Raw genomic sequence first — 25,076 nt, forward strand, 5'->3', positions numbered from 1 at the left:
GATCTCCCCCCGAAATCAGCTGGTATTGTCGGCGATTACTTTGCGACGCCGGCGAGCGACAGCACGGTGTGCAGCAGCACGTTGGCGCCGGCCGCGCAGTCGGGCTGGGTCGCGTCTTCCAGCTCGTTGTGGCTGATGCCGTCCTTGCACGGCACGAAGATCATTGCGGTCGGAATTCGGGTGTTGAGATTGCAGGCATCGTGGCCGGCGCCCGAAGTGATGCGGCGGTTCTGATAGCCGAGGGCGTTGGCGGCGTTCTCGACGCTGCCGACCAGGGCAGGATCGAAGTGGGTCGGCTCCTTGCGCCACACCAGATCGAGCGCGACCTCGACCTTGCGCCGTGGCGCGATCTCGGCAACCGCGGCGCGCAGCCGCTGGTCGAGCTGATCCATGATCGCCGCGTCGGCGCTGCGCATGTCGATGGTGAAGGCGATTTCGCCGGGAATGACGTTGCGCGACGGTGAGGCGATCACCGCTTCGCCGACGGTGCCGACGGCATTAGGACCGAGTTCGGTCGCGATCTTTTCGACCGCCAGCACGATCTCCGACAGCGTCGCCAGCGCATCGCGGCGCAGATGCATCGGCGTCGATCCGGCATGGCTTTCGAAGCCGGTGATCTTGCCGTCGTACCACAGCACGCCCTGACCGTGATCGACCACGCCGATGGTCTTGCCTTCCGCTTCCAGGATCGGGCCCTGCTCGATGTGCAGTTCGATGAACCCGGTGAACGGCTGGGCGCCGACCGGTTTGTCGCCGCGATAGCCGATGCCGTCGAGCGCCTCGGCGACGCTGATGCCGGCTGCATCCTTGCGCGACAGCACGTCCTCGACCGTGAAGTCGCCGACGAACGCCGCCGAGCCCATCATTGCCGGAGCGAACCGCGAGCCTTCTTCGTTGGTCCAGTTGGTGATGCACAGCGGCAGCTCGGTCTCGATGCCGGCGTCGTTGAGTGTCCGGATCACTTCGAGGGCGGCGAGGGTGCCGAGGATGCCGTCAAACTTGCCGCCGGTCGGCTGAGTATCGAGATGCGAGCCGAGGCCGATCGGCGGCTTGGTCATGTCACGGCCCTTGCGCAGCGCGAACATATTGCCGAGGGAATCGATGCTGACCTCGAGCCCTGCCTGCTCGCACGCCTGGCGAAACCAATCCCGCACCTGCTTGTCTTCCGCCGACAGCGTCAGCCGTTTGACGCCGCCCTTCGGAGTGCCGCCGAACTGCGCGGTGCCGAGGATGGTGTCCCACAGCCGCGAGGAATCGATCTGCAGGTTCGAGGCAGTCTTGGTCATAGTCACTCCGGAAAGTCAGCGCGGACGCGCGAGGCAGAACGAAAGTGTGTCAAGCCGGCTGGGCGCGCGTCAACCAATCGCCGGTTCAACGACGTGAGCAATATCGCGGAGCTGCATTGCAGGATCGGGCATGAAGCCGCCGGTGTGCGCGATCTCGGCTGCGAGTTCGGCAACGCGCTCGATCGCGACCGTGTCGGGCGAGGCGAGCCAGCTGGCGGAGAACCGCAGCGGTGAGATTTTCAGGTTGGTCTGCAGCAATTGCAGCCGGCCTTCGGCGAGTTCGTTCTCGACAATCGCGGTCGGGATCACCGCGATGCCGAGTCCTTCGATCGCCATGTGGATCACCGTGCCGAGCGACGCCGACGCATGCAGGCGGATCGGCGGCAGCTCCGGCTTATTGAACAGCGAGCGCACGATCTCATAAGGCTGCGTTTTGCGCGGGAAGGTGATGATCGGGAATTTCGCCAGATCCCCTACAGTCAGCGGACCGTTGCCGAGGCCGAGCGACGGGCTGGCGAGGAAGCCGATCGGATATTCGCATAGCACCCGGCTACGCACGGTCGAGGCCGTCATCGGGCCGAGCAGGAACGCCAGCTCGATCTCCTGGGCGAGCAGCCGCGCGCGCAGGTTGGGCGTGATGTCGACTTCGATTTCCAGCGACAGATTGGGATAGACCCGGTTCACCTGCTCGATCAGCCGCGGCAGCCAGGTGTGGACGATGGTTTCGGCGACGCCGAGCCGCAGCACGCCGCGCATGCTCGACTGATCGCTCACTGCCGCCATCATCTCGGTCCGCAGCCGGATCAGCTTTTCAGCATACAGCATCAACTGCCGGCCGCTCGGCGTCGGCGAGGCGACCCGGTGGTCGCGCTGCAGCAGTCGCACCCCGAGCTCCCGCTCCAGTTGCGCGATCCGCTGCGAAATCGCCGGCTGGGTTGTGTTCAGCTTCTGCGCCGCGCCGCGGAAGCTGCCGAGTGTGACCACCCAGATAAATGTTTCGAGCGCTTTGAAGTCCACCATCGGTCGACTCCCTTGGTCGATAAGGCAGGTTTATTGTTTCCGATCAGAAACAAAGATTAGACATTATAGTAGGCTTCCGCTCCTCTACTGTCGAGAGACTAGGCAGGATGAGCGAATGACTGTTTTTGCGGCAGGGCAGCAGTTCCACGACGCCGAAAGGCCGCTTCCTTCCCATCAGGTCCGGCTTGCCTGCCGGGCCGGACTCGCTGAAACGACGGCCGGTGTGGCGCCCGGTTTCGTCCAGGGCAACCTGGCGATCCTGCCGGAAAAATACGCCGCCGCCTTCCACCGCTTCTGTCAGCTTAACCCAAAGCCGTGCCCGATCGTCGGTATGTCTGACGTCGGCAACCCGATGATTCCATCGCTCGGGATCGACCTCGACATCCGCACCGACCTGCCGCGCTACCGGGTCTGGCGGGACGGCGAGCTGGCCGAGGAGCCGACCGACATTCTTGCACATTGGCGTGACGACCTGGTCGCCTTTGTGATCGGCTGCTCGTTCTCGTTCGAAGAAGCGCTGCTCGCCGACGACATCCCGATCCGCCATATCGAGGAGAAGGTGCGGGTGCCGATGTATCGCACCAACATCCCGTGCGCGCCGGCGGGTCCGTTCTCCGGGCCGATGGTGGTGTCGATGCGGCCGCTGAAGCCGAAGGACGCGATCCGGGCGATCCAGATTACCTCGCGCTTTCCTTCCGTTCACGGCGCTCCGGTGCATGTCGGATTGCCAGAGTCGATCGGGATCGCAGAGATCGCCAAGCCGGACTACGGCGATCCGGTGCCAATCAGCTCCGACGAATTACCAGTGTTTTGGGCCTGCGGTGTCACTCCCCAGGCGGTGATTGCCGCCGCTAAAGTCCCGTTCGCCATTACCCACGCGCCCGGATTGATGCTTGTCACCGACCTGAAGAACAAGCACCTTGCCGTGCTGTAACGCCGAACCGAACCTCTGACCGCTTCACTCCCAACGCTGGTAGCAAAGGAAGACGTCATGAAGATCAATCGCCGTAACCTCGTTCTCGGCGGCGCGGCCAGCGCCGCTTTGCTGCCGTTCGCGACGGCACGGGCCGAGACCAAGGAAGTCGTCATCGGTGTGATCTATCCGTTGTCGGGGGCGAGCGCCCAGATCGGCGTCGACGCGCAGAAGGCGTTCCAGACCGCGGCCGACCTGATCAACAACAAGTACGATTTCGATCTGCCGCTGGCGCGCGGCGAGGGCCTTCCGGGGCTCGGTGGCGCCAAGGTCCGCCTCGTATTCGCCGACCATCAGGCCGATCCGCAGAAGGGCCGCGCCGAAGCCGAGCGGCTGATCACTCAGGAGAAGGTCTGCGCCATCGTCGGCACTTACCAGAGCGCCGTGGCGGTCACCGTCAGCCAGGTTTGCGAACGCTATCAGGTGCCGTTCCTCTCGGCCGACAACTCCTCGCCGAGCCTGCATCGCCGCGGCCTGAAGTATTATTTCCGGCCGGCTCCGCACGACGAGATGTTCTCGCAGGCGATGTTCGACTTCTTCGATGCCCTGAAGAAGAAGGGCCAGAAGATCGAGACGCTGGCACTGTTCCACGAAGACACCATCTTCGGCACCGACTCCTCGAACGCGCAGCTCAAGCTGGCGCAGGAGCGTGGCTACAAGATCGCGGCGGACATCAAGTATCGCGCCAACTCGCCGTCGCTCACCGCCGAGGTGCAGCAGCTCAAGGCCGCAGATGCCGACGTGCTGATGCCGTCGAGCTACACCACGGACGGCATCCTGTTGATCCGCACCATGGGTGAGCTCGGCTACAAGGCCAAGAACATCGTAGCGCAGGACGCCGGCTTCTCCGAGAAGGCGCTGTACGACGCGGTCGGCGACAAGATCCCGGGCGTGATCTCGCGGGGCTCGTTCTCGATCGACCTTGCACAGAAGCGGCCGATGGTCGGCAAGATCAACGACATGTACAAGGAGAAGTCCGGCAAGGACTTCAACGATTACTCGTCGCGGCAGTTCATGGGCCTGATCGTGATGGCCGACGCCATCAACCGCGCCAAATCGACCGACGGCGAGAAGATCCGCGACGCGCTGGCCGCCACCGACATGCCGGGCGAGCAGACCATCATGCCGTGGAGCCGCGTCAAGTTCGACGAAACCGGCCAGAACACCTTCGCCGACCCGGTGCTGCTGCAATATGTCGGCGGCAAGTTCGTCACCATCTTCCCCACCCAGGCCGCGGTCGCCGACGCGATCTGGCCGATGCCGTAACGCAAGAGTTGAAACGGGCGCACCTTGGTGCGCCCGTTTGTGCGAGGAGCCTAGCGACGACGCAATCCAGCGCTGGGCTCCTGTTTTGGATTGCTTCGCTTCGCTCGCAATGACGGAGAGAGGACTTTGACCACCGCGACGATCATCCAGTCTCTCGCCAGCGGTCTGCTGATGGGACTTCTGTACGGCTTGGTCGCGGTCGGCCTGGCTCTGATCTTTGGCCTGATGGACGTCACCAACTTCGCCCACGGCGAATTCCTGATGTTGGCGATGTATATCACCTTCTTCCTTTTCGCGTTCTTCGCGATCGATCCGATCCTCGCCGCTCCACTCGTCGGGGCGGCGATGTTCATATTCGGCGCGGTGATCTACCTATTGGTCGTCAGATTTGCGATGAGAGCCAGAGCCAATATCGGCATGGTGCAGATCTTCACGACCTTCGGCCTTGCGATCCTGATGCGCGGCCTGGCGCAGTACTTCTTCACCCCCGACTATCGCAGCATCAACGTCTCCTGGCTCGGCGGCAAGACGCTGGAGATCGGCGGCGTGTTTCTGCCGGTGCCGCAGTTGGTAGGCGCGCTGGTCTCGATTGCCGCGTTCGGTGCACTGTACTTCTTTATGAAGAAGACCGACTTCGGCCGTGCTTTGGAAGCGACCCGAGAGGACGCCGGCGCGGTGGCGCTGGTCGGCATCGACAAAAATAAAGTGTTCGCCTTGGGCTGGGGGCTGGGCTCAGCCCTGATCGGGCTCGCCGGCGCCGTGATGGCGATCTTCTTCTACGTCTATCCCGATGTTGGCGCCTCGTTCGCGCTGATCGCCTACGTCACGGTGGCGCTTGGGGGCTTCGGCAGCGTGTTCGGCGCTTTTGCCGGCGGCATCATCGTCGGCCTGGTCGAGGCGACCACCGCAATGATCCTGCCGCCGTCGCTGAAGTCGATCGGGATCTACGCCGTTTATCTCCTGGTTGTGTTCATTCGGCCGCGTGGCCTGTTCGGATCGATCTGATGGACGAGGCTTATCTCAAACGCCGCCGCCGCGACCTGATCGTCGCCGCGCTGCTCGCCGCCGCCGCCGCCTGCGCGCCGCTGTTCATCAAGGACGTCTACGTCCAGAACATCATGGTGCTGACCCTGATGTATGCGGCCTTATCGCAAGGCTGGAACATCCTGGGCGGCTACTGCGGTCAGATCTCGCTCGGCCACGCGCTGTATTTCGGTCTCGGCGCCTACACCACGGCGCTGTTGTTCACCAAGCTCGGCGTGCTGCCCTGGTTCGGCATGATCGGCGGTGGCATCATCTCCTCGGTGATCGCGCTGGCGCTCGGCTATCCGACCTTCCGGCTGCGCGGCCACTATTTCGTCATCGCCACCATCGTGATCGCCGAGATCGGCTTCCTGTTGTTCCACAATTGGGACTGGGCGGGTGCAGCGCTCGGCATCGACATTCCGGTGCGCGGCGACAGCTGGGCCAAATTCCAGTTCACCCGGAGCAAGCTGCCTTACTATTACTTTGCCCTGGTGTTCTGCTGCCTCGCCTGGCTGATCACCTGGTGGCTGGAAGACTCCAAATGGGGCTACTGGTGGCGCGCCGTGAAGGACAATCCGGATGCCGCCGAAAGCCTCGGCGTGGTGGTGTTCAACTCCAAGATGGGCGCCGCCGCGGTGTCGGCGTTCCTCACCGCAGTCGGCGGCAGCTTCTACGCGATGTTCGTGTCCTACATCGATCCTGAAAGCGTGATGACCTTCCAGTTCTCGCTGCTGATGGCGCTGCCCGCCGTGCTCGGTGGCATCGGCACGCTGTGGGGGCCGGTGCTCGGCGCTGCGATCCTGATCCCGCTCACCGAGTTGACGCGGTCGTTCGTCGGTGGCTCGGGACGCGGCGTCGACCTTATCCTGTATGGCAGCGTGATCGTGGTGATCGCGCTGGCGCGGCCGGAAGGCTTGATCGGGCTGTTCTCCCGCCGCCCGGCTTCCAAGGGAGTGCCGCAATGAGCGAGACACTTCTGGAGACCCGCGGCGTCTGGCAGCGCTTCGGTGGCCTCGTCGCCAACAGCGACGTCTCAATCAAGGTCGGGCGCGGCGAGATCGTCGGCCTGATCGGCCCGAACGGTGCCGGCAAGTCGACGCTGTTCAACCTGATCGCCGGCGTGCTGCCGCCGACCCAAGGCTCGATTATCTTCGACGGCGAGGATGTCACCAAATTGCCGGCCACCGCGCGCTGCGCCCGCGGCATCGGCCGGACCTTCCAGGTGGTGAAGAGCTTCGAGTCGATGACGGTGATCGACAACGTCATCGTCGGCGCGCTGATCCGCACCACGGTGATGCGCGAAGCGCGGCGCAAGGCGCATGAGGTGCTGAAGTTCTGCGGCCTGGATGCGCGAGCCGACGTGCTCGCCAGCCAGCTCATTCCCTCGGAAAAGCGCCGGCTCGAAGTCGCCCGCGCGCTCGCCACCGAGCCGAAACTGCTGCTGCTCGACGAGGTGCTCACCGGCTTGACGCCCACCGAAGCGGAGAAGGGCGTCGAACTGGTCCGCCGTGTGCGCAACGCCGGCGTCACGGTGCTGATGGTCGAACACGTCATGGAAATCGTCATGCCGCTGGTCGACCGAGCCATCGTTCTCGACCTCGGCAAGGTGCTCACCGAAGGCAAGCCGGCCGACGTGGTGCGCGACCCGAAAGTCATCACTGCTTATCTTGGGGATCGTCATGCTGTCGGTGCGTGAGGTCACCACCGCCTATAAAGGGCTGGTTGCGATTTCGAACGTTTCGATCGAGGTCGAGAAGGGCGAGATCGTCTGCGTCGCCGGCGCCAACGGCGCAGGTAAATCGACGCTGCTGAAATCGATCGCCGGCGCCGAGCGGATCCGTTCCGGCCAGGTGCTGTTCGACGGCGAGCGGCTCGACGGCGTCCCGCAGCATCTGATCACCAAGCGCGGCGTCGCCTATGTGCCGGAGAACCGCCGGTTGTTTCCGCGCCTCTCGGTGCACGACAATCTGCGGCTGGGGAGCTATCTCTACCGCGGCGAAGCCGACCGCGAGAAGCCGTTGGAATTCGTGTTCAGCCTGTTTCCCCGGCTGCAGGAGCGGCTGGAGCAGCGCGCCGAGACATTGAGCGGCGGCGAGCAGCAAATGCTGGCGATCGGCCGGGCGCTGATGACACGGCCGCGCCTGTTGATGCTCGACGAGCCGTCACAGGGCATCATGCCCAAGCTGGTCAGCGAGATCTTCCAGTCGGTGAAGAAAATCCGCGACGCCGGCATGACCGTGCTGATCGTCGAGCAGCGCATGGCCGAATGCCTCGAAATCGCCGACCGCGCCTACATCCTGCAGACCGGCCGAGTCCTAATGCAGGGCAAGGCCGCGGAGCTGATGGATAACCCGGACGTCCGGAAGGCGTATCTGGGGCTCTAGCCCAGCTCCTCGCACGTTTGGCCATGAGTTGAGCCTCAATCTCTCCGCGTCATTGCGAGGAGCAAAGCGACGAAGCAATCCAGAAGGTCAGTGCACCGGGCCTGGATTGCTTCGCTTCGCTCGCAATGACGGATGATGGGATTCATTGTATCTCTTGGGCACCCAAGGATGCCGAGGGACGCTCAAATGCCCCGCTTCGCCGCCAATCTCAGTTTGCTGTTCACCGAATACGCTTTCCTCGATCGCTTCGAGGCGGCTGCCAAAGCCGGCTTCACGGCTGTGGAGTTTCTGTTTCCTTATGAGCACGACCCGGATGCGATCGGCGAGCGGTTGCGCCGCTTCGGGCTGACTCAAGCGCTGTTCAACCTGCCGCCGGGTGATTGGGCTGCCGGCGAGAAGGGCTTTGCGGCGCTGCCCGACAGGTTCGACGAACTCCAGCGTAGCCTGCACACCGCGCTGCCTTATGCGCTCGCGACCGGGGTGAAGCGGCTGCATCTGCTCGCCGGCAATGCCGACCGCCGCGACGGCGCGGCCGCGCTGGCGTTTCGGCGGTCGCTAGCCGTTGCGACGCACTTCTTTGCGCCGCATGGCATCGACGTGCTGATCGAGCCGCTGAATCATCGGGATGCGCCGGGTTACTTCCTCGACGATGTCGACCATGCTCACGCGCTTGTCTGTGAGATGGCCATTCCCAATCTGAAGCTGCAGTTCGACGTCTATCACTGCCAGATCCTGCACGGCGACGTCACCACGCGGCTGCGCGAGATGCTGCCGGTGATCGGTCATATTCAGGTTGCCAGCGTGCCGTCCCGGCATGAGCCGGACGACGAGGAACTGAACTACCCGTTCCTGTTCGGCGAGCTCGATCGGCTCGGTTACGCCGGCTTCGTCGGCGCCGAATATCGGCCGCGCGGCAAGACCGAGGATGGCCTCGGCTGGTTCAAGCCGTATAGCGCCGGAACCTGACGGCACCGCCAGCGCACATCGGTTTGCTGCACTGCAATCAATCTGTCGTGACCGCTCGGCGGAAACCCCTCAACAGTGAGCGACCCAGCAGTTTGTCGCGTTGCCGCGGGCGGCGCGACGCTTGGCTAATTGCGCGGCTTTCGATAAATCAACACAAGGGCCCCGCCGGGCAGGCGGCCTTTCCGTAACAAGAAGACCGGGACGACCCGACGAATGATCGCGCTGGTCCGCATCGCACTGAGCCGGCCCTACACGTTCGTGGTGTTGGCGCTGCTGCTGCTGATCGTTGGTCCGCTGGCGGCGCTCCGCACCCCGACCGACATTTTTCCTGAAATCCGTATCCCGGTGATCGGTGTCGTCTGGCAGTACACCGGCCTGCCGCCGGATCAGATGGCCGGACGTATCACGACGCCGTTTCAGCGCGCGCTCACCACCACGGTGAACGACATCGAGCACATCGTGGCGAACTCCTATGGCGGGTTCGGCATCGTCAAGATCTTCTTCCAGCCCAATGTCGACATCCGCACCGCGAATGCGCAGGTCACCGCGATCTCGCAGACGCTGCTCAAGCAGATGCCGCCCGGCGCCACGCCGCCGTTGATCCTGAACTACTCCGCCTCCACCGTGCCGATCCTGCAGCTGGCGCTGTCGGGCGAGGGGATGACGGAACAGAGTCTTGCCGACCTCGCGATCAATCAGCTCCGCACCCCGCTGGTGACCGTGCCCGGCGCGGCGATCCCATGGCCGTTCGGCGGCAAGCAGCGCCAGATCCAGATCGACCTCGATCCAAGTGCCCTGCAGGCGCGGGGACTGTCGGGGCAGGACGTCGCCAACGCGCTCGCCGCACAGAACCTGATCACCCCGGTCGGCACCCAGAAGATCGGCGAGTTCGAGTACATCATCCAGCTCAACAACTCGCCGCTGAAGATCGAGGAGCTCGGCAATCTGCCGATCAAAGCTGTCGGCGGCGCGATGGTCTACATCCGCGACGTCGCCTCGGTGCGCGACGGCAACCCGCCGCAGACCAACATCGTGCATGTCGACGGCAACCGCTCGGTGCTGATGATGGTGCTGAAGGCCGGCGCGGTGTCGACGCTCGATATCATCGCCGGCATCAAGCAGAAGATCGTCGATGTCAAAGACGCCATGCCGGAGTCGCTGAAGATTGCACTGATCGGCGACCAGTCGGTGTTCGTTCGCGGTGCCATCACCGGCGTCGCCGTCGAGGGCGTGATCGCGGCGCTGCTGACCAGCGTGATGATTCTGCTGTTCCTGGGCAGCTGGCGATCGACGATCATCATCGCAGTGTCGATCCCGCTGTCTGTACTCGGCGCCATCATCTGCCTGTCAGCGATCGGCGAGACGCTGAACATCATGACGCTCGGCGGCCTCGCGCTCGCGGTCGGCATCCTGGTCGACGACGCCACGGTGACGATCGAGAACATCAATTGGCATTTGGAGCAGGGCAAGGAGGTCGAGCCAGCGATTCTCGACGGTGCCAACCAGATCGTGACGCCGGCCTTCGTCTCGCTGCTGTGCATCTGCATCGTGTTCGTGCCGATGTTCTTCCTGCAGGGCGTCGCGCGCTATCTGTTCGTGCCGATGGCCGAAGCGGTGATGTTCGCGATGGCTTGGTCGTTTCTGCTGTCGCGCACGCTGGTGCCGACGATGGCCAAGTATCTGCTGAATCCGCACGTCCATCACGACAGCCTCTCGGGCCGGAAGCCTTCGCGCAATCCGCTGGTGCGCTTTCAGCAAGCGTTCGAAGGTGTGTTTGCCCGGTTTCGTCACGGCTATGGTGATCTGCTGACCCTGGCGATGGGGCATCGCCGGGTATTCGTCGCCGGCTTCCTCGGCGTGGTCGCGCTGTCGTTTGCGCTGGTGCCGTATCTCGGCCGCAACTTCTTTCCCTCGGTCGATGCCGGACAGATCCTGATGCATGTCCGCACCCAGGTCGGTACCCGGATCGAGGAGACCGCCAATCAGCTCGCCGAGGTGCAGAAGGCGGTCCGCAAGATCATTCCGCCGGATCAGATCGAGACCCTGACCGACAACATCGGCATGCCGATCTCGGGCATCAATCTCACCTACAACAACACCGGGGTGATCGGCACCCAGGATGCCGATATCCAGATCAAGCTGAAGGGCGAGCACCGGCCGACCGCGGAGTATGTGAAGATCCTGAGGGAGCAGCTTCCTCGGCAGTTCCCGGGCATGACCTTCGCGTTCCTGCCTGCCGATATCGTCAGCCAGATCCTCAATTTCGGCGCGCCGGCGCCGATCGATCTGCAGATCCGCGGCGCCAACTTGCCGGCGAACTTCGATTATGCCGGCAAGCTGCTGGCCAAGATCAAACGTATCCCGGGCGTCGCCGATGCCCGCATTCAGCAGTCGCCCAACAACCCGACCTTCAACATCGACGTCGACCGCACCCGCGCCCAATATGTCGGCCTGACCGAGCGTGACGTCACCAACAGCCTCGTCGTCAATCTGGCCGGTTCGTCGCAGGTGGCGCCGACTTATTATCTCAATCCCGAGAACGGCGTGTCGTATTCGATCGTGATGCAGACGCCGCAGTATCACGTCGACTCGCTGAGCAAGCTCGAGACCATTCCGGTCTCGGCATCCGGTACGGCCGCGGCTGGCGCGCCGATCCTTGGCGGCCTTGCGGAGATCAAGCGCTCCGCCGGCAATGCCGTAGTGTCGCAATACGACATCCAGTCGATCGTGCAGATATTCGCCACCACGCAGGGGCGCGACCTCGGTGCGGTGTCGGCCGATATTCGCAAGGTGATCGACGAGACCAAGGCCGAGGTGCCGAAGGGCTCATCGGTCGTTTTGCTCGGCCAGGTCGAGACCATGAACAGCGCGTTCGCCGGGCTGCTGTTCGGCCTGCTCGGCGCGATCGTGCTCATCTATCTGCTGATCGTCGTCAACTTCCAGTCCTGGGCCGACCCGTTCGTGATCATCACCGCGCTGCCGGCGGCGCTTGCCGGCATCGTCTGGATGCTGTTCGCGACCGGCACCACGTTGTCGGTGCCGGCGCTCACCGGTGCGATCATGTGCATGGGCGTTGCCACCGCCAACAGCGTGCTGGTGATCTCCTTCGCGCGCGAGCGCTATGCGGTGCTTGGCGACCCGGTGCAGGCTGCGCTGGAGTCCGGCTTCGTCCGGTTCCGTCCGGTGCTGATGACGGCGCTGGCGATGATCATCGGCATGGCGCCGATGGCGCTGGGCCTCGGCGAGGGCGGCGAGCAGAACGCGCCGCTCGGCCGTGCCGTGATTGGCGGTCTGCTGTTCGCGACGTTCGCGACGCTGATGTTCGTGCCGGTGGTTTTCAGCATGGTTCACAAGAAACAGCCGGCGTCCGATGCCGCGCCTGCTCCGGAGATGTCGCATGCCCACTGATCAACCGCCGCGTAGATCCCGTCGCGGTCTTGGCATCGCCGGCGTGGTGCTGGCCTGCGGCGCGGTGGCGATCGTCGTCACCGGCATCAGCGCTCGCGAGAAGAGCAGTGCCGAGCTGCGGACCTGGACCGATGAACAGGCGATTTCCAGCGTGGCGGTGACGCGGCCGGACGGCAAGGTGCCGACCACGACGCTCGACCTGCCGGGCCGTCTGGAGGCCTATTCGCGCGCGCCGATCTACGCCCGCGTCTCCGGCTACGTGAAAAGCTGGAGCGCCGATATCGGCGCCAAGGTGAAGGCCGGTGAGGTGATCGCGGAGATCGAGGCGCCGGACCTTGACCAGCAATTGCTGCAGGCCCGTGCCGATCTCGCCAGCCAGCAGGCGAGCGCGAAGCTGTCGGAAGCGACGCTGAACCGCCGCAAGACGCTGGTGGCCTCGAATTTCGTCTCGGCGCAGGAAATCGACGAACGCACCGCGGACCTTGCCGCCAAGAAAGCTGCGGTGAACTCCGGCCAAGCCAATGTCGAACGGCTCGAAGCGCTTGCCGGCTATAAGAAGATCACCGCGCCGTTCGACGGCATCGTCACCGAGCGCAATACCGACGTCGGCGCGCTGATCAACGCCGGCTCCAGCTCAGGGCCCGCGATGTTCGTGGTCTCGGATATCGCCAAGCTGCGCGTCTACGTCAACGTGCCGCAGAACTACGCGCCGCTGGTGCGGATCGGCGGCAAGGCCGTGATCGCGCTGCCGGAATATCCGGGCCGCACCTTCCCGGCGACGGTTGAAGCGTCCTCGCAGGCGGTGGACGTCGCCTCCGGCACGATGCGGATTCAACTTGGGCTCGACAACGCCAAGGGCGAACTGTTGCCGGGCGGCTTCGCCAACGTGAAGCTCGCGCTCGCTCGCGATTCTGCGCCGCTACACATTCCCGCGTCTGCGCTGATCTTCAACCGCAGCGGGCTGCGTGTTGCGACGGTCGGCCCGGATGATCGTGTGCAGCTCAAGCCCGTCACCATCGCCCGCGACCTTGGCCGCGAGATCGAGCTGTCGGCCGGTCTCACCGCCGATGACCGCATCATTATCGCGCCGCCGGACGGCATCGCCAACGGTGAGAAGGTGCGCGTCGTGGCCGACGATGCTGCCAAGGCCGGCAAGCCGACGGCGTCGGAAAAGCAGGACGTGAAGGGGTAGGGCGCTGCGTTCGATCCCGCACTTTTGAGATTGGACAAGACCTCTCCCCGTCATTGCGAGGAGCGCAGCGACGAAGCAATCCAGCCCGGTGCACGGCGTCCCTGGATTGCTTCGCTTCGCTCGCAATGACGTGGATGGGGGGTGGCTCGCTCGCTCTGAAGGCCCTAACTAACCGGCGTTCCGCCATTCCAGTACGCCATCGGCCGCCGTGGCGATCGGTCCGCGCGTGCCGACCGGGCTGCGGTCCATCTTGGTCAAGAACGCCAGCGTCGCCTGATCCTGCGCCGGCACACGCGCCAGTGCGCGGGCGCCGTCAGCGGTGCGCAGCATCACCACGCCATGCTGGACCTCGCCGCGACCGTCATAGATCACCGTGAACGTCTCGACCGTGCCGTCACCGCTAGCCTCGGTAACGAAGCGCGGCACGGCGCCATAGGCCGCGTCGGCCTTTGTCTGCACGCTGATGTCCTCGCTCAGCGCTTGCAGCGGTGGGGTGCGCGAAACGATCAGGCCGTGATGCTTGGTGACGAAGCCGCCCTGGCCGTACAGCAGACCGAGCTTGGCGCCGTCGCGCAGGCGGCGCACCATCGCGCAGGCGGCGTGGGTCATGTAGGTGTTGAGCGGCGCCCCGAAGAAGGTGAGGCCGCCGGTCACCGTCGGCTCGACGTCGTCGCCGAGACCGAGCGTGCGCCGTGCCATCTTCGGCACCACCGGGAAGCACGAGTACAGCTCGATCGCGTCGAAGGCGCGGCCGTCGCCGCCCACCATCGCTTTGATGGTCTCCAGCACCGCGTTCTGGGCGTGGCTCTGCACGAACTGATCGCGGGCGAGATAATCACGCGGCTCTTCGGCCGCAGCGCCGCCGTGGATGTAGATCAGCTTGTCCTCGGGAATGCCGGCTTCCCGCGCCTTGGCCAGTGAGGTCAGCAGCACCGCGGCGCCGAGATTGACGCTCGGATTGGCGACCATCAGCTTGGTGTAGGGCCAGGCGATCAGCCGATTGTCGGACGAAGGCGTGGTGATCTCGTGCGGTGCGAAGCCGCGCTTGATCCAGGCGTTCGGATTGCGCGCCGCTGCGGCCGCATAGCGCGACCATAGAACGCCGGATTCGTCGAGCGCCTGCCGCGGTGTCTGGCCCCAATGCGCCGCGGTGGCGGCCTCATACAACGGATACACCGTGATCGGCCGTGCGACCCCGAGGGTCGAGGCGATCGGCTGCTGGAACGCTGCGCCGCGCTTTGGCTCGGGCGCATCGTGGGCGAACGGTGTCCACGGCAGGTCGAGCTTGGCCCGCGCAGCCTTGGTCGCGGTCGACTGCGCCTCGGCGCCGCAGACCACGGCGATGTGTGCTTCGCCGCGGGCGATCCGCAGTGCGGCTTCGTGAATGAAGCGGATCGGGCTCTCGCCGCCGACCGGCCCGTAGAAACAGTGACGCGGCGCGATGCCGAGCCGTGTCGCGAGTTGTTCGGCCGGCGCGTGATAGCGCCAGCTCAGGAAGTTGACGATGTCGAGCGAGTCGATCTGCGGCAGCAGGCTCGCGGCGCTGTCGTTGCCGGCGCGTTGCACGGCGGCTTCGAGCAGCGCCAGCGGCTCCAGCCCTTGCGCGATGTCCTGGGGGTGGTCGGCAATTTCGCCGACACCGGCGATGACGGGAATGCGTTCGGGCGGGAGCGTGGTCGGCATTTCTTGCTTCTTATTGATCGAAGGTTGGTGAGGGTGTCGTTAGAACGCGGTGTAGCCGCCGTCGATCACGAAGGTATCGGCGGTGTGATACGACGACGCCTTGCTCATCAGATACACCGCGATGCCGCCGAAGTCTTCCGGCTCGCCGAACCGCCGCACCGGAATCCGCGGCATCACATTGGCGACGAACTTATCGTTGCCCATGATGCCGGCGGTCATGTCGCTCTTGATCCAGCCCGGCAGGATCGCATTGGCGGTGACGCCATAGCGCGCGAGTTCAACCGCGAGCGCACGTACCAGCGCATTGATCGCCGCCTTGGTGGCTGCGTAGTGCTCGTTGCGCGCAGTGCCGAAGATCGAGGCAAGGCTCGAGGTCGCCACCAGCCGGCCGAAAGGATCGCCGTCAGCAGCGCGCTCGGTCATGTGCCGCGCTGCTGCCTGGAAGGCGTGGAAGACGCCGTCGAGATTGGTGGCGAACATCGAGCGCCACTGCTCCTCGGTGCGGTCGATAAAGGCCTGCCGGCCGCCGCCGCCGATGCCGGCATTGGCGAAGCAACCATCGACACGGCCGAACGCCTTCAGCGTCGCATCCATCGCGGCCTTCACCGAAGCCGGATCGGTGACGTCGCAGATCTGAGCTTCGACCTTGCCGGGCGCGTTCGCCATGGTGGCGAGCGCGGCGTGATTCTTGACCGCGTTACGACCCCAGATCGAGACGTTGCAGCCCGCCGCGGCCAGCGCTTGTGCCATGCCGAGGCCGATGCCACCGTTGCCCCCGGTGACGACCGCGACGCGGCCGCTCAGATCGAAAATGCTCATCCAGCGTTTCCATTTTTGTTTGTTGCGCGCTACACCGTGCGAGCCGGGCACGCGCTGTGATCGATGCTGGACCATGGACAAGCGCGTCGCAAAAATCAAATATGGCCTCACGTCGTGAAGCCCTTCCACAGCGCGGAATAACCGCGAACCGATAGCGCGAGGAAACAATGCAGTTCAAACACGTCACGCTCGATTTCGACGGTCCCGTTGCGATCCTGAAACTCGATCATCAGGAAGTGATGAACGCGGTGTCGATCGACATGCTCGGTGGACTCGGCGAAGCGCTCGACGCGATCGAAGACAAGCGCGCGGAAGTGCGCTGCCTGGTGATCACCGGTGCCGGCCGCGCGTTCTGCACCGGCGCGAATCTGCAGGGCCGCAACTCCGGCAACAACATGAGCCAGAGCGGCAAGGGCGCCGGCGCGGCGCTCGAGACCGCGTTCCATCCGTTCCTGCGCAGGCTGCGCAAGCTGCATTGCCCGATCGTCACCTCGGTGAACGGTCCGGCCGCGGGCGCCGGCATGAGCTTCGCGCTGATGGGCGACATGATCCTGTGCGCCAAATCGTCGTACTTCCTGCAGGCGTTCCGCCGCATCGGCCTGGTACCGGATTGCGGCTCGACCTGGCTGCTGCCGCGGCTGGTCGGCAAGGCTCGCTCGGTCGAGCTGTCGCTGCTTGGTGAGAAGCTGCCGGCCGACAAGGCGCTGGAATGGGGCCTCGTCAATCGCGTCTACGAGGACGCAGAGCTGTGGACCGAAACCATGAAGCTCGCCCAGGACCTCGCCAACGGCCCCACCGTGGCGCTGTCGCTGATCCGCAAGATGTACTGGGACTCGCCGGAGAACTCGTTCGAGGAGCAACTCAACCTCGAATTCGAATGCCAGCGCGTCGCCGGCTCCACCGACGACTTCAAGGAAGGCGTCGGTGCGTTCCTCGAAAAGCGGCCGGCGCAGTTCAAGGGCAAATAAGCCCGACATGGCATCTGCAGCTATTGCCGACGCGCTGACGCAAAGCGTGATCGGTTGGTGCACTGGCGCGACCGGGATTCGCGAGCTCGCGCAGCTCTCGGGCGGCGCGAGTCAGGAGACTTGGTCGTTCGTGATCGAGCGGCCGGACGGCGACGTCGCAGCGATCCTGCGCCGCTCGCCGCCGGGCTATGGCAGCGTTTCCGGACGTGCCGCGGGTCTCGATGTCGAAGCCGAACTGATGCGGCTCGCCTATGAGGCCGGCGTGCCGTCGCCGCAGGTGCTGCACGTCCTCGCTGAAGCCGACGCCCTTGGCGCCGGCTTCGTGATGCGGCGTGTCGATGGCGAAACCATCCCGCGCAAGATCCTGCGGGATGCGGAGTTTGCCGTAGCACGCCCGAAGCTGGCTCGGCAGATCGGCTCGATCCTCGCCGGTCTGCACGGCATCGACAGCGCCGCGCTGCCGTCGCTGCGGACGATCAGCTCGACCGAAGAGATCGGCCTGTTGCGCGACGACTATCGCTCTTACGAGTGGCCGCGGCCGGTGTTCGAACTGGCGCTGCGCTGGCTCGCCGATCACGATCCCGGCGTGTCGAAAGCGATCACCCTGGTACATGGCGATTTTCGCCACGGCAATCTGATCATCGGTCCGGACGGCGTGCGCGCCGTGCTGGATTGGGAGCTGGCGCATCGCGGCGATCCGATGGAGGACCTCGGCTGGATCTGCGTGAATTCATGGCGGTTCGGCGAGATCGACAAGCCGGTCGGCGGGCTCGGTTCGCGCGAGGAGATGTTCGCCGGCTACGAAGCCGCGGGCGGACATGTCGACGAAGCGCGGGTCAAGTTCTGGGAAGTGATGGGCACGCTGCGCTGGGGCATCATGTGCTGCGGCATGATGCGTCGGTTCCGGGAAGACCCCGATCATTCGATGGAGCGCGCGATGATCGGTCGTCGCTCGTCTGAAACCGAGATCGATCTGCTGCGGCTGCTGGCGCCGCGCAACTAATCATTCAACGAGGCAGCGATGCAGGACGAACCGAGGCCGGACGAACTGATCAAGGCGGTGGCGGACTTTCTGCGCGAGCAGATCGTTCCGCAGATTTCAGGCCATGCCGCGTTCAAGTTAAGGGTCGGCATCAACGCGCTCGATCTGGTGACGCGGCAACTGGCGCTATCGAACGAAAGCGACGCCGAAGAACACGCCAGCTTGCGCGCGCTGCTCGGCCACGACGGCTCGCTGTTCAACCTCAACGCCGAGCTCGCCGACCGTATCGCCACCGGCTCGGTCGACCTGTCGACGCCCGGCGTCAAGGGCCATCTGTGGCGCACCACGCTGGCCAAGCTGGCCGTCGACCAGCCGAACTACGCGAGCTATCGGCGGGAGCTGGAACAGAAGTAGGCATCGACTGAGCGAAGACAGCCACGGCGTCGCCGCGATCAACGACCTATCGTTCGTCATTCCGGGGCGCGCGTAGCGCGAGCCCGGAATCTATAACCCCTGTGCCATCGTCTTACTAACAGCGTCGATCTCCCGCCGCGCCAGTGCCACCAATGCTGCGGCGTATGGATTCCGGGTTCGCGAGCTGCGCTCGCGCCCCAGACTGACGAACGAGAGGTGATCCTTCGTCATTGCGAGCGAAGCGAAGCAATCCAGCGTCGCGCACGGGGCTGGATTGCTTCGTCGCTGCGCTCCTCGCAATGACGAAAGAGGCTGCGCGGCGAACGAACTACTTGCCCTGCCAGTTCGGCGCGCGCTTTTCCGAGAACGCCTTCGGGCCTTCGATATAGTCCTGCGACGCCACCATCGCCTTGACTGCCGGATAGTCGCGCTGTTCGGCGATCGCTTGGGGCAGCGAGACGTCGAGGCCGCGCATCAGGGTTTGCTTCGAGGCCCGGATCGACATCGGCGAGTTCTTGCAGATCGTCTCGGCCCAGCGCTCGGCGGCCGCGAGCGCTTCGCCTTGTGGCACCACTTCGTTGACGAAACCGAGTTCCAGGCCCTCGCGGGCGGGGACGTGACGGGCGGTGAGGATCATGCCCATCGCGCGCTTGAGCCCGATCTGGCGGGGGAGGCGGTGCAGACCGCCGGCAAGGGCGGCGAGCCCGACGCGCGGTTCAGGCAACGCGAAGGTGGCGTTCTCCGCCGCGATGATCAGATCGCAGGCGAGCGCGATCTCGAAGCCGCCGCCCATCGCCACGCCGTTGACCGCGGCGATGATCGGCTTGTCGCAATCGAACCGCGAGGTCAGTCCGCCGAAGCCGCTCTCGCCCCAGCCGCGCTTGCCGCCACTCGCTTGCCACTTCAGATCGTTGCCGGCGCAGAACGCTTTGTCGCCGGTGCCAGTGACGATCGCCACCCATTGCTCGGGATCGGCGGCGAACTCGTTGAACACGCCTTCGAGTTCGTAGTGCGCATCGGTATGTAGCGCGTTGTAAACTTCCGGCCGCGACAGCGTGACGATGGTAATCGGGCCCTTGCGGGTAACGGTGGAGAATTGCAGCGCCATCGGCGTTTCCTTTTTTCGTTGGACAGAATTGGTGCGGCTGAAGCGCGCTTGACTTGTCGTGTGCGGCGCATGTTAATCGGTCGCTTAACAAGATCAACAACAACACGAAGACTGTGGGAGCACGCCTTGGATTTTTCTCTGCCGCCCGATCTGGTCGCCTATCTCGCCGAGCTCGATCGCTTCATCGAGTCCAAGATCAAGCCGCTGGAGCAGGCGGACGACAACATCCGCTTCTTCGATCATCGCCGCGAATGGGCGCGCACGGACTTCGAACATGGCGGGCTGCCGCGTCACGAATGGGAAGAGCTGCTACGCAAGGCGAAGAACCTCGCCGACGACGCCGGCCATCTTCGCTTCGCGATTCCGAAGCGCTACGGCGGCCAGGACGGCACTAATCTTTGGATGGCGGTGATCCGCGAACATTTCGCCGCCAAGGGGCTCGGCCTGCACAACGATCTGCAGAACGAGCATTCGATCGTCGGCAATTTCCCGATCGTCAAGATGTTGGATCTGTACGGCACGCCGGACCAGAAGGCGATGATCGACGGCTCGATCACCGGCAAGTATCGCATCACTTTCGGTCTCACCGAGCCCGATCATGGCTCCGACGCCACGCATATGGAGACGCGCGCCGAAGAGGCGGTGCGCGACGGCAAGAAGGGCTGGGTGATCAACGGCGAGAAGATGTGGACGACCGGCATGCACGTCGCCACGCATTGCGCGCTGTTCGCACGCACCGCCGGCAAGGACGGCGACGCGCGCGGCATCACCTGCTTCCTGGTGCCGGCCGATGCATCCGGCGTGAAGGTCGAAGAGTATCTGTGGACCTTCAACATGCCGACCGACCATCCGAGGGTGTCGTTCAAGGATGTGTTCGTCACTGAGGATGCGGTGTTCGGCGAGGTCGGCCGCGGCTTGTCGCTGGCGCAGTGCTTCGTGCATGAGAACCGCATCCGCCAGGCAGCCTCGTCGCTCGGCGCGGCGGTGTTCTGCATCAACGAGAGCGTCAAATACGCGCGTGAGCGCAAGCCGTTCGGTGAGGAGCTGGCGCGCAACCAGGCGATTCAATTTCCGCTGGTCGAACTCGCCACCCAGGCCGAGATGCTGCGCCTCTTGATCCGCAAGACCGCGTGGGAGATGGATCAGATGACCCAGGCCCAGGTCGAGCACACGCTGTCCGACAAGGTGTCGATGTGTAACTATTGGGCGAACCGGCTGTGCGGGCAGGCGGCCGATCGCGCCATTCAGGTCCACGGCGGCATCGGCTATTCGCGCCACAAACAGTTCGAGCACATCTACCGCCACCACCGCCGATACCGCATCACTGAAGGCAGCGAAGAAATCCAGATGCGGAAAGTGGCGGGCTTCCTGTTCGGCTACATGGGCGCGAACAAGCGGTGAGGGCAGTCCACTTCTTCTCGCCGGTCATTCCGGGGCACGCGCGAAGCGCGTGAGCCCGGAATCCCGAGCTGTTCGTCGCTGGTCATTCGATGCTTCGAGATCCTGGGTTCGCGCTACGCGCCCCGGAATGACGCTACTGGTTTAGCGCGCTGACGCGCGCGATGGATGCGCGGGTCGAGTCCGCGCATGACGTTTGTCAGGGTGATAGGCATTCCTCCGCCTACAAACGTCATCCCCCGCGCATGCGGGGGATCCAGTATGCGAGGGCGCTCGCGGCAAATGCACCGCTGAGCGATGAGCGCTCTGCGATACTGGGTCGCCCGGACGAGCCGGGCGATGACGACGGAGGATGTAGCTGACCGCCGCCGCTCAGTTCACCTGCCGATCCTTGCCGCTCCAATACGGATCGCGGAGCTGGCGGCGGAGGATTTTGCCGGAGGCGTTGCGGGGCAGGGCCGGGATGAAGTCGATCGATTTCGGCGTCTTGTAGCCGGCGATGCGGGTGCGGGTGAAGCCGATGATGTCCTGCGCGGTCGCTTCCTTGCCGGGCTTCATCACCACCACGGCCTTGACCGACTCGCCCCACTGATCGTCGGGCACGCCGACCACCGCGACTTCGGCGACGTCCGGGTGATCGCAGATCGCGCTCTCGACCTCGGCCGGATAGATGTTCTCGCCGCCGGAGATGATCATGTCCTTGATGCGGTCATGGATATAGACGTAGCCGTCCTCGTCCATGTAGCCGGCATCGCCGGTGCGCAGCCAGTTGTCGCCGTCGATCGTCTTCTTGGTGGCGTCGGGGAGATTCCAGTAGCCCACCATGTTGGAGCCGGAGCGGGTGGCGATCTCGCCGACCTGGCGCGGCGGCAGCGGTTTGCCGTCGGGATCGAGGATCGCGATCTCGACGCCGGGCAGCGCCTTGCCGGCCGAGCGCATCCGCTCCAGGCCCTCGACGTGATCCTCCGGGGGCAACGCCACGATGGTGCCGGTGGTCTCGGTCATGCCGTACATCTGCACGAAGCCGCATTTGAAGACCTCGATACACTCCTTCAGCAGCGCCGCCGGAATCGGGGAGGCGCCGTACAACATGTATTTCAGCCGCGAGAAATCGACCTCGCGGGCGCGCGGCTGCCGCACCACGAACTGCATCGCGGCTGGCACCATGAACAGCTTGGTGATGCCGGACTGTTCGAAGAAATCGAGCACCTTGGTCGGATCGAATTCACGCGCGATCACGCCCTTGGCGCCGTGATAGACCCCCATCATGCCCCAGCCTGAGCCGCCGATGTGGAACACCGGCATCGCTACCAGCGACACGTCGTCGGGCGTCCAGGTGTTCCACTCCGGCTTGTTATCCTGGCCGGCGCGGACCAGCGACAGGAAGTTCGCGTGGCTGAGCATCGCGCCCTTCGGCTTGCCGGTGGTGCCGGAGGTGTAGAGCTGGATCGCGATATCTGACGGTGCGATTGCGACCTGCGGATCATCGCCCGGTTGCACGTCGCGCCATTTGGTGAAGTCCTGCCATTCCGGCGCGCCGCCTTCGGTGGTGATGATGTGGCGCACGCTCGGGATCTGATCCTTGAGGCCGCGGACCTGATCGACGAATTCCGGGCCGACGAACAGGATCGCCGCCTTGCAGTCTTCGACGATGTAGGCGATCTCCGGCCCTGCGAGGCGCCAGTTCACCGGCGCCATCACCGCCTTGGCCTTGATCGCGCCACTCCACAGCTCGAAATAGATGTCGCTGTTCTTGCCGAGATAGGCGATGCGCTCGTTCGGCTGCACACCCGATGCCTGCAGCGCGCGGGCGACCTGGTTGGTGTGGCGATCGAAGTCGGCAAAGGTGCTGATGCGGCCTTCGAACTCGTAGGCGATCTCGTCGCCGCGGGTCTTGGCCTGCGCACGGATGACGTCGGCCAGCGTGGCCGGCTCGGCTGCCTCGGACATTGTCTCTCCCTTGGATATTGTTAGTTCGTTGCTTGTTGTTTGCACGAAGTCTGCCGCGCTTCGGCTGCAAACACAAGCGGGAGGGAATGTCGCGGGGATGGGGAGTTTACCGAGCGCAAAGGGTGCGCAGTATCAGGCCGTCATCGCCCGGCTTGTCCGGGCGACCCAGTATTCCAGAGCGCTCTTCGTCGGCCGAGATGCTCTGGGATACTGGATCCCCCGCATGCGCGGGGGATGACATCGGTGAGTGGCGAGAGCGGGAAGCGAAGTCTAGATCACTTTGATCTCTCCGCTCGCACTTCGTCATCCTTCGAGGCGCGCAAGAGCGCGCCCTCGGGATGACGGCCTCGTTGCCCTCTACCCCCGCTGCGCGCGGTCTTTTTCGTTTTGGGCCTTGATCGAGGCCTTGGCGTTTTCCCAATCGTCGTTGGTCCAGTCGCGCAGCTGATAGAAGTTGCCGCCCATCGCGAGGCCCTGCGCCCCGTCCATGGCGATGGTTTCGCCGCTGATCCAGTCGCAACCGCCGGAGATCAGGAAGGTCGCGAGGTTCTGCAGCTCCTCCATGGTGCCGACGCGGCCCATCGGGTTCATCTTGATGGTGCGGGCGCCGGCTTCGTCGCCCGGCTTGATCCGCTTGCTCATGCCTTCGGTCGGAATTTCGCCCGGCGCAATGGTGTTGAGGCGGATGCCGTATTTGCCCCATTCGGTGGCGAGCGACATCGTCATGGCGTGGATTGCCGACTTGCTCATCGCCGACGGCACCACATAGGGGCTGCCGTTGCGCACCCAGGTGGTGGTGATCGACACCACGTTGCCGCGGTGGCCGCCGGCGATCCAGCGCTTGCCGACCGCATGGGTGACGTAGAACGTGCCGTGCATCACGATGTTGGCGACGGCGTCGAAGCCGCGCGGGCTGAGATCCTCACTCCGCGAGATGAAATTTCCGGCCGCGTTGTTGATCAGGTCGGTGAGCGGCCCGCTCTCGAAGATGGTCTCGACCATATGGTCGACCGCCGCGGCGTCGCGGATATCGACGCCGTAGGTCATCACCTTGCCGCCGTACTGATCCATCAGTTCGGTCGCGGTCTCGTCGCACACGCCCTTGCGACGGCCGCAGATGTGCACTTCGGCGCCGAGTTGCAGGAAGCGCGCCGCCATCGCCTTGCCGAGGCCGGTGCCGCCACCGGTGACGAGGATGCGACGGCCGGCGAGAAGCTGATCTGTGAACATGAAGAAAACCGCCCGGAAAAGTTGAAGCTGGTCGTTAATTAGGCGATTGACTAAATCCCGACAACGCTTTTCTGTAGCGCCGCAACGCAAAACAAAATGGAGGATGTCCCGATGAGCGACCGCGTTTCGGTGACGATCACGGACGGTGTCGCCGATGTCCGCCTAGTGCGCGCGGACAAGATGAATGCGCTCGACGCCGCAATGTTCGAGGCTTTGGTGAAGACCACCGAGCGACTGGCGAACGAGAAGGGCGTGCGCGCCGTGGTGCTATCCGGCGAGGGTAAGGCGTTCTGCGCCGGCCTCGACATGGGACGTTTCGCCGCGATGAAGGAAAGCGGCGGCAACGGAATTCCGGGAGGCGAATTTCGCGACCTGACCAAGCGCACGCACGGCCAGGCCAACGCCGCGCAGCAGGCGGTGTGGGGTTGGCGGATGCTGCCGGTGCCGGTGATTGCTGCGGTGCATGGCGTTGCGTTCGGCGGCGGCTGTCAGCTCGCGCTCGGCGCCGACATCCGGCTGATGGCGCCGGATGCCAAGATGTCGATCATGGAAATCAAATGGGGCCTGGTGCCCGACATGGCCGGCACGCCGATCCTGGCGACGCTGCTCCGCGACGACGTGCTGCGCGAACTGACCTACACCGGACGGATCGTCGCGGCACAGGAGGCGGTGAGCATCGGCCTCGCCACCAAGATCGTCGACGACCCGTACCAGGCCGCGCTGGAGATGGCGCGCGAGATCGCCGGCAAGAATCCGGACGCGGTGCGCGCTGCCAAGCGGATGATGAATAAGCTCTCGGTCGATCCGGGCCCGGCGCTGCTCGCCGAAAGCGTCGAACAGCAGAAGCTGATCGGTTCGCCGAACCAGACCGAAGCGGTGCGCGCGAATATGGAAAAGCGCGCGCCCAACTTCGTCGACGCATAGCGCTACGCGGCAAATACATGACTTATCGAGGGGACGCCGCGCGCATCGCGCGGCGTCTTCGCGTATAAGCGCCGCATCA

21 protein-coding genes are annotated in these 25,076 nt (G+C 64.4%); 14 read left to right on the plus strand and 7 right to left on the minus strand.

The features are described 5' to 3' along the window. Positions 1-35 precede the first annotated feature (35 nt). On the minus strand, positions 36-1,286 hold the full coding sequence (locus RPPS3_RS08725) for a Zn-dependent hydrolase (protein ID WP_107343722.1): 1,251 nt from the start codon (positions 1,284-1,286) through the stop codon (positions 36-38). Between the two features lie 69 nt (positions 1,287-1,355). After that, positions 1,356-2,306: a LysR family transcriptional regulator gene (locus tag RPPS3_RS08730; protein ID WP_107343723.1), complete on the minus strand. Its 951-nt coding sequence runs from the start codon at positions 2,304-2,306 to the stop codon at positions 1,356-1,358. 115 nt (positions 2,307-2,421) lie between these two features. Here RPPS3_RS08730 and RPPS3_RS08735 point away from each other — a divergent pair, with 115 nt between their 5' ends. The 9 genes from RPPS3_RS08735 to RPPS3_RS08775 all read left to right on the plus strand — a co-directional run bounded on the left by RPPS3_RS08735 (position 2,422) and on the right by RPPS3_RS08775 (position 13,521). Beyond that, positions 2,422-3,240, plus strand: a complete 819-nt coding sequence (locus tag RPPS3_RS08735) for a putative hydro-lyase (RefSeq protein WP_107343724.1) — start codon at positions 2,422-2,424, stop codon at positions 3,238-3,240. 57 nt (positions 3,241-3,297) lie between these two features. After that, complete coding sequence (locus RPPS3_RS08740; RefSeq protein WP_107343725.1) at positions 3,298-4,545, plus strand: ABC transporter substrate-binding protein; 1,248 nt, start codon at positions 3,298-3,300, stop codon at positions 4,543-4,545. A gap of 126 nt (positions 4,546-4,671) precedes the next feature. Continuing rightward, a complete protein-coding gene (locus RPPS3_RS08745; protein WP_107343726.1) occupies positions 4,672-5,550 on the plus strand; it encodes a branched-chain amino acid ABC transporter permease in 879 nt (292 codons plus the stop codon). Then, entirely contained in the window at positions 5,550-6,536 is a 987-nt protein-coding gene (locus RPPS3_RS08750) for a branched-chain amino acid ABC transporter permease (protein ID WP_107343727.1), read from the plus strand. The genes RPPS3_RS08745 and RPPS3_RS08750 overlap by 1 nt, the downstream gene beginning before the upstream one ends. Next, positions 6,533-7,267, plus strand: a complete 735-nt coding sequence (locus RPPS3_RS08755; protein ID WP_107343728.1) for an ABC transporter ATP-binding protein — start codon at positions 6,533-6,535, stop codon at positions 7,265-7,267. The genes RPPS3_RS08750 and RPPS3_RS08755 overlap by 4 nt, the downstream gene beginning before the upstream one ends. Then, the gene (locus RPPS3_RS08760; RefSeq protein ID WP_107343729.1) at positions 7,251-7,955 is read left to right on the plus strand and encodes an ABC transporter ATP-binding protein; all 705 of its coding nucleotides are present in this window, start codon (positions 7,251-7,253) and stop codon (positions 7,953-7,955) included. The genes RPPS3_RS08755 and RPPS3_RS08760 overlap by 17 nt, the downstream gene beginning before the upstream one ends. A gap of 186 nt (positions 7,956-8,141) precedes the next feature. Continuing rightward, entirely contained in the window at positions 8,142-8,921 is a 780-nt protein-coding gene (gene otnI / locus RPPS3_RS08765) for a 2-oxo-tetronate isomerase (RefSeq protein WP_107343730.1), read from the plus strand. A 213-nt stretch (positions 8,922-9,134) separates the two neighbouring features. Further along, positions 9,135-12,329 carry an efflux RND transporter permease subunit gene (locus tag RPPS3_RS08770; RefSeq protein WP_107343731.1) on the plus strand — a complete coding sequence of 1,065 codons (3,195 nt, stop codon included), beginning with the start codon at positions 9,135-9,137 and terminating at the stop codon, positions 12,327-12,329. Next, a complete protein-coding gene (locus RPPS3_RS08775) occupies positions 12,319-13,521 on the plus strand; it encodes an efflux RND transporter periplasmic adaptor subunit (RefSeq protein ID WP_107343732.1) in 1,203 nt (400 codons plus the stop codon). Before RPPS3_RS08770 ends, RPPS3_RS08775 begins: the two co-directional genes overlap by 11 nt. Before the next feature lie 168 nt (positions 13,522-13,689). On the opposite strand, the gene RPPS3_RS08780 is transcribed toward RPPS3_RS08775, so the two are convergent. Both RPPS3_RS08780 and RPPS3_RS08785 read right to left on the minus strand, forming a co-directional pair. Next, a complete protein-coding gene (locus RPPS3_RS08780) occupies positions 13,690-15,204 on the minus strand; it encodes an acetyl-CoA acetyltransferase (protein WP_107343733.1) in 1,515 nt (504 codons plus the stop codon). Positions 15,205-15,243: 39 nt separating this feature from the next. Further along, on the minus strand, positions 15,244-16,023 hold the full coding sequence (locus tag RPPS3_RS08785; RefSeq protein ID WP_011157263.1) for an SDR family NAD(P)-dependent oxidoreductase: 780 nt from the start codon (positions 16,021-16,023) through the stop codon (positions 15,244-15,246). A 167-nt stretch (positions 16,024-16,190) separates the two neighbouring features. Here RPPS3_RS08785 and RPPS3_RS08790 point away from each other — a divergent pair, with 167 nt between their 5' ends. Genes RPPS3_RS08790 through RPPS3_RS08800 form a run of 3 tightly spaced genes read left to right on the plus strand, consistent with a single transcriptional unit; the run spans position 16,191 to position 18,387 of the window. After that, on the plus strand, positions 16,191-16,991 hold the full coding sequence (locus RPPS3_RS08790) for an enoyl-CoA hydratase/isomerase (protein WP_107343734.1): 801 nt from the start codon (positions 16,191-16,193) through the stop codon (positions 16,989-16,991). 7 nt (positions 16,992-16,998) lie between these two features. Next, on the plus strand, positions 16,999-17,994 hold the full coding sequence (locus RPPS3_RS08795) for a phosphotransferase family protein (RefSeq protein ID WP_107343735.1): 996 nt from the start codon (positions 16,999-17,001) through the stop codon (positions 17,992-17,994). A gap of 18 nt (positions 17,995-18,012) precedes the next feature. Then, positions 18,013-18,387 (plus strand): DUF6285 domain-containing protein, encoded by a 375-nt coding sequence (locus RPPS3_RS08800; protein WP_107343736.1) that lies wholly within the window; start codon positions 18,013-18,015, stop codon positions 18,385-18,387. Between the two features lie 328 nt (positions 18,388-18,715). Here RPPS3_RS08800 and RPPS3_RS08805 read toward each other — a convergent pair whose 3' ends face one another. Further along, the gene (locus tag RPPS3_RS08805; protein ID WP_107343737.1) at positions 18,716-19,495 is read right to left on the minus strand and encodes an enoyl-CoA hydratase-related protein; all 780 of its coding nucleotides are present in this window, start codon (positions 19,493-19,495) and stop codon (positions 18,716-18,718) included. A 126-nt stretch (positions 19,496-19,621) separates the two neighbouring features. Here RPPS3_RS08805 and RPPS3_RS08810 point away from each other — a divergent pair, with 126 nt between their 5' ends. Beyond that, positions 19,622-20,896, plus strand: a complete 1,275-nt coding sequence (locus tag RPPS3_RS08810) for an acyl-CoA dehydrogenase family protein (protein WP_107343738.1) — start codon at positions 19,622-19,624, stop codon at positions 20,894-20,896. A 369-nt stretch (positions 20,897-21,265) separates the two neighbouring features. Here RPPS3_RS08810 and RPPS3_RS08815 read toward each other — a convergent pair whose 3' ends face one another. Together RPPS3_RS08815 and RPPS3_RS08820 are read right to left on the minus strand one after the other, a co-directional pair. Further along, positions 21,266-22,843 (minus strand): fatty acid--CoA ligase, encoded by a 1,578-nt coding sequence (locus RPPS3_RS08815; protein ID WP_107343739.1) that lies wholly within the window; start codon positions 22,841-22,843, stop codon positions 21,266-21,268. Positions 22,844-23,200: 357 nt separating this feature from the next. Then, positions 23,201-24,073: an SDR family oxidoreductase gene (locus tag RPPS3_RS08820; RefSeq protein WP_107343740.1), complete on the minus strand. Its 873-nt coding sequence runs from the start codon at positions 24,071-24,073 to the stop codon at positions 23,201-23,203. A gap of 111 nt (positions 24,074-24,184) precedes the next feature. On the opposite strand from RPPS3_RS08820, the gene RPPS3_RS08825 reads away from it, so the two are divergent. Further along, entirely contained in the window at positions 24,185-24,997 is an 813-nt protein-coding gene (locus tag RPPS3_RS08825) for a crotonase/enoyl-CoA hydratase family protein (RefSeq protein ID WP_107346513.1), read from the plus strand. The last annotated feature ends 79 nt before the right edge of the window (positions 24,998-25,076 follow it).

The sequence above is a fragment of the Rhodopseudomonas palustris genome, assembly GCF_003031265.1.
GTDB classification, from domain to species: domain Bacteria; phylum Pseudomonadota; class Alphaproteobacteria; order Rhizobiales; family Xanthobacteraceae; genus Rhodopseudomonas; species Rhodopseudomonas palustris_H.

What these genes read in the sequence shown, in the direction of transcription:
- RPPS3_RS08770 (WP_107343731.1), top strand. Translation starts at nt 9,135, where the DNA reads ATGATCGCGCTGGTCCGCATCGCACTGAGCCGGCCCTACACGTTCGTG.
- RPPS3_RS08825 (WP_107346513.1), top strand. Translation starts at nt 24,185, where the DNA reads ATGAGCGACCGCGTTTCGGTGACGATCACGGACGGTGTCGCCGATGTC.
- RPPS3_RS08805 (WP_107343737.1), bottom strand. Translation starts at nt 19,495, where the DNA reads ATGGCGCTGCAATTCTCCACCGTTACCCGCAAGGGCCCGATTACCATC.
- RPPS3_RS08790 (WP_107343734.1), top strand. Translation starts at nt 16,191, where the DNA reads ATGCAGTTCAAACACGTCACGCTCGATTTCGACGGTCCCGTTGCGATC.
- RPPS3_RS08760 (WP_107343729.1), top strand. Translation starts at nt 7,251, where the DNA reads ATGCTGTCGGTGCGTGAGGTCACCACCGCCTATAAAGGGCTGGTTGCG.
- RPPS3_RS08800 (WP_107343736.1), top strand. Translation starts at nt 18,013, where the DNA reads ATGCAGGACGAACCGAGGCCGGACGAACTGATCAAGGCGGTGGCGGAC.
- RPPS3_RS08785 (WP_011157263.1), bottom strand. Translation starts at nt 16,023, where the DNA reads ATGAGCATTTTCGATCTGAGCGGCCGCGTCGCGGTCGTCACCGGGGGC.
- RPPS3_RS08750 (WP_107343727.1), top strand. Translation starts at nt 5,550, where the DNA reads ATGGACGAGGCTTATCTCAAACGCCGCCGCCGCGACCTGATCGTCGCC.
- RPPS3_RS08730 (WP_107343723.1), bottom strand. Translation starts at nt 2,306, where the DNA reads ATGGTGGACTTCAAAGCGCTCGAAACATTTATCTGGGTGGTCACACTC.
- otnI (WP_107343730.1), top strand. Translation starts at nt 8,142, where the DNA reads ATGCCCCGCTTCGCCGCCAATCTCAGTTTGCTGTTCACCGAATACGCT.
- RPPS3_RS08820 (WP_107343740.1), bottom strand. Translation starts at nt 24,073, where the DNA reads ATGTTCACAGATCAGCTTCTCGCCGGCCGTCGCATCCTCGTCACCGGT.
- RPPS3_RS08725 (WP_107343722.1), bottom strand. Translation starts at nt 1,286, where the DNA reads ATGACCAAGACTGCCTCGAACCTGCAGATCGATTCCTCGCGGCTGTGG.
- RPPS3_RS08755 (WP_107343728.1), top strand. Translation starts at nt 6,533, where the DNA reads ATGAGCGAGACACTTCTGGAGACCCGCGGCGTCTGGCAGCGCTTCGGT.
- RPPS3_RS08815 (WP_107343739.1), bottom strand. Translation starts at nt 22,843, where the DNA reads ATGTCCGAGGCAGCCGAGCCGGCCACGCTGGCCGACGTCATCCGTGCG.
- RPPS3_RS08795 (WP_107343735.1), top strand. Translation starts at nt 16,999, where the DNA reads ATGGCATCTGCAGCTATTGCCGACGCGCTGACGCAAAGCGTGATCGGT.
- RPPS3_RS08740 (WP_107343725.1), top strand. Translation starts at nt 3,298, where the DNA reads ATGAAGATCAATCGCCGTAACCTCGTTCTCGGCGGCGCGGCCAGCGCC.
- RPPS3_RS08735 (WP_107343724.1), top strand. Translation starts at nt 2,422, where the DNA reads ATGACTGTTTTTGCGGCAGGGCAGCAGTTCCACGACGCCGAAAGGCCG.
- RPPS3_RS08775 (WP_107343732.1), top strand. Translation starts at nt 12,319, where the DNA reads ATGCCCACTGATCAACCGCCGCGTAGATCCCGTCGCGGTCTTGGCATC.
- RPPS3_RS08780 (WP_107343733.1), bottom strand. Translation starts at nt 15,204, where the DNA reads ATGCCGACCACGCTCCCGCCCGAACGCATTCCCGTCATCGCCGGTGTC.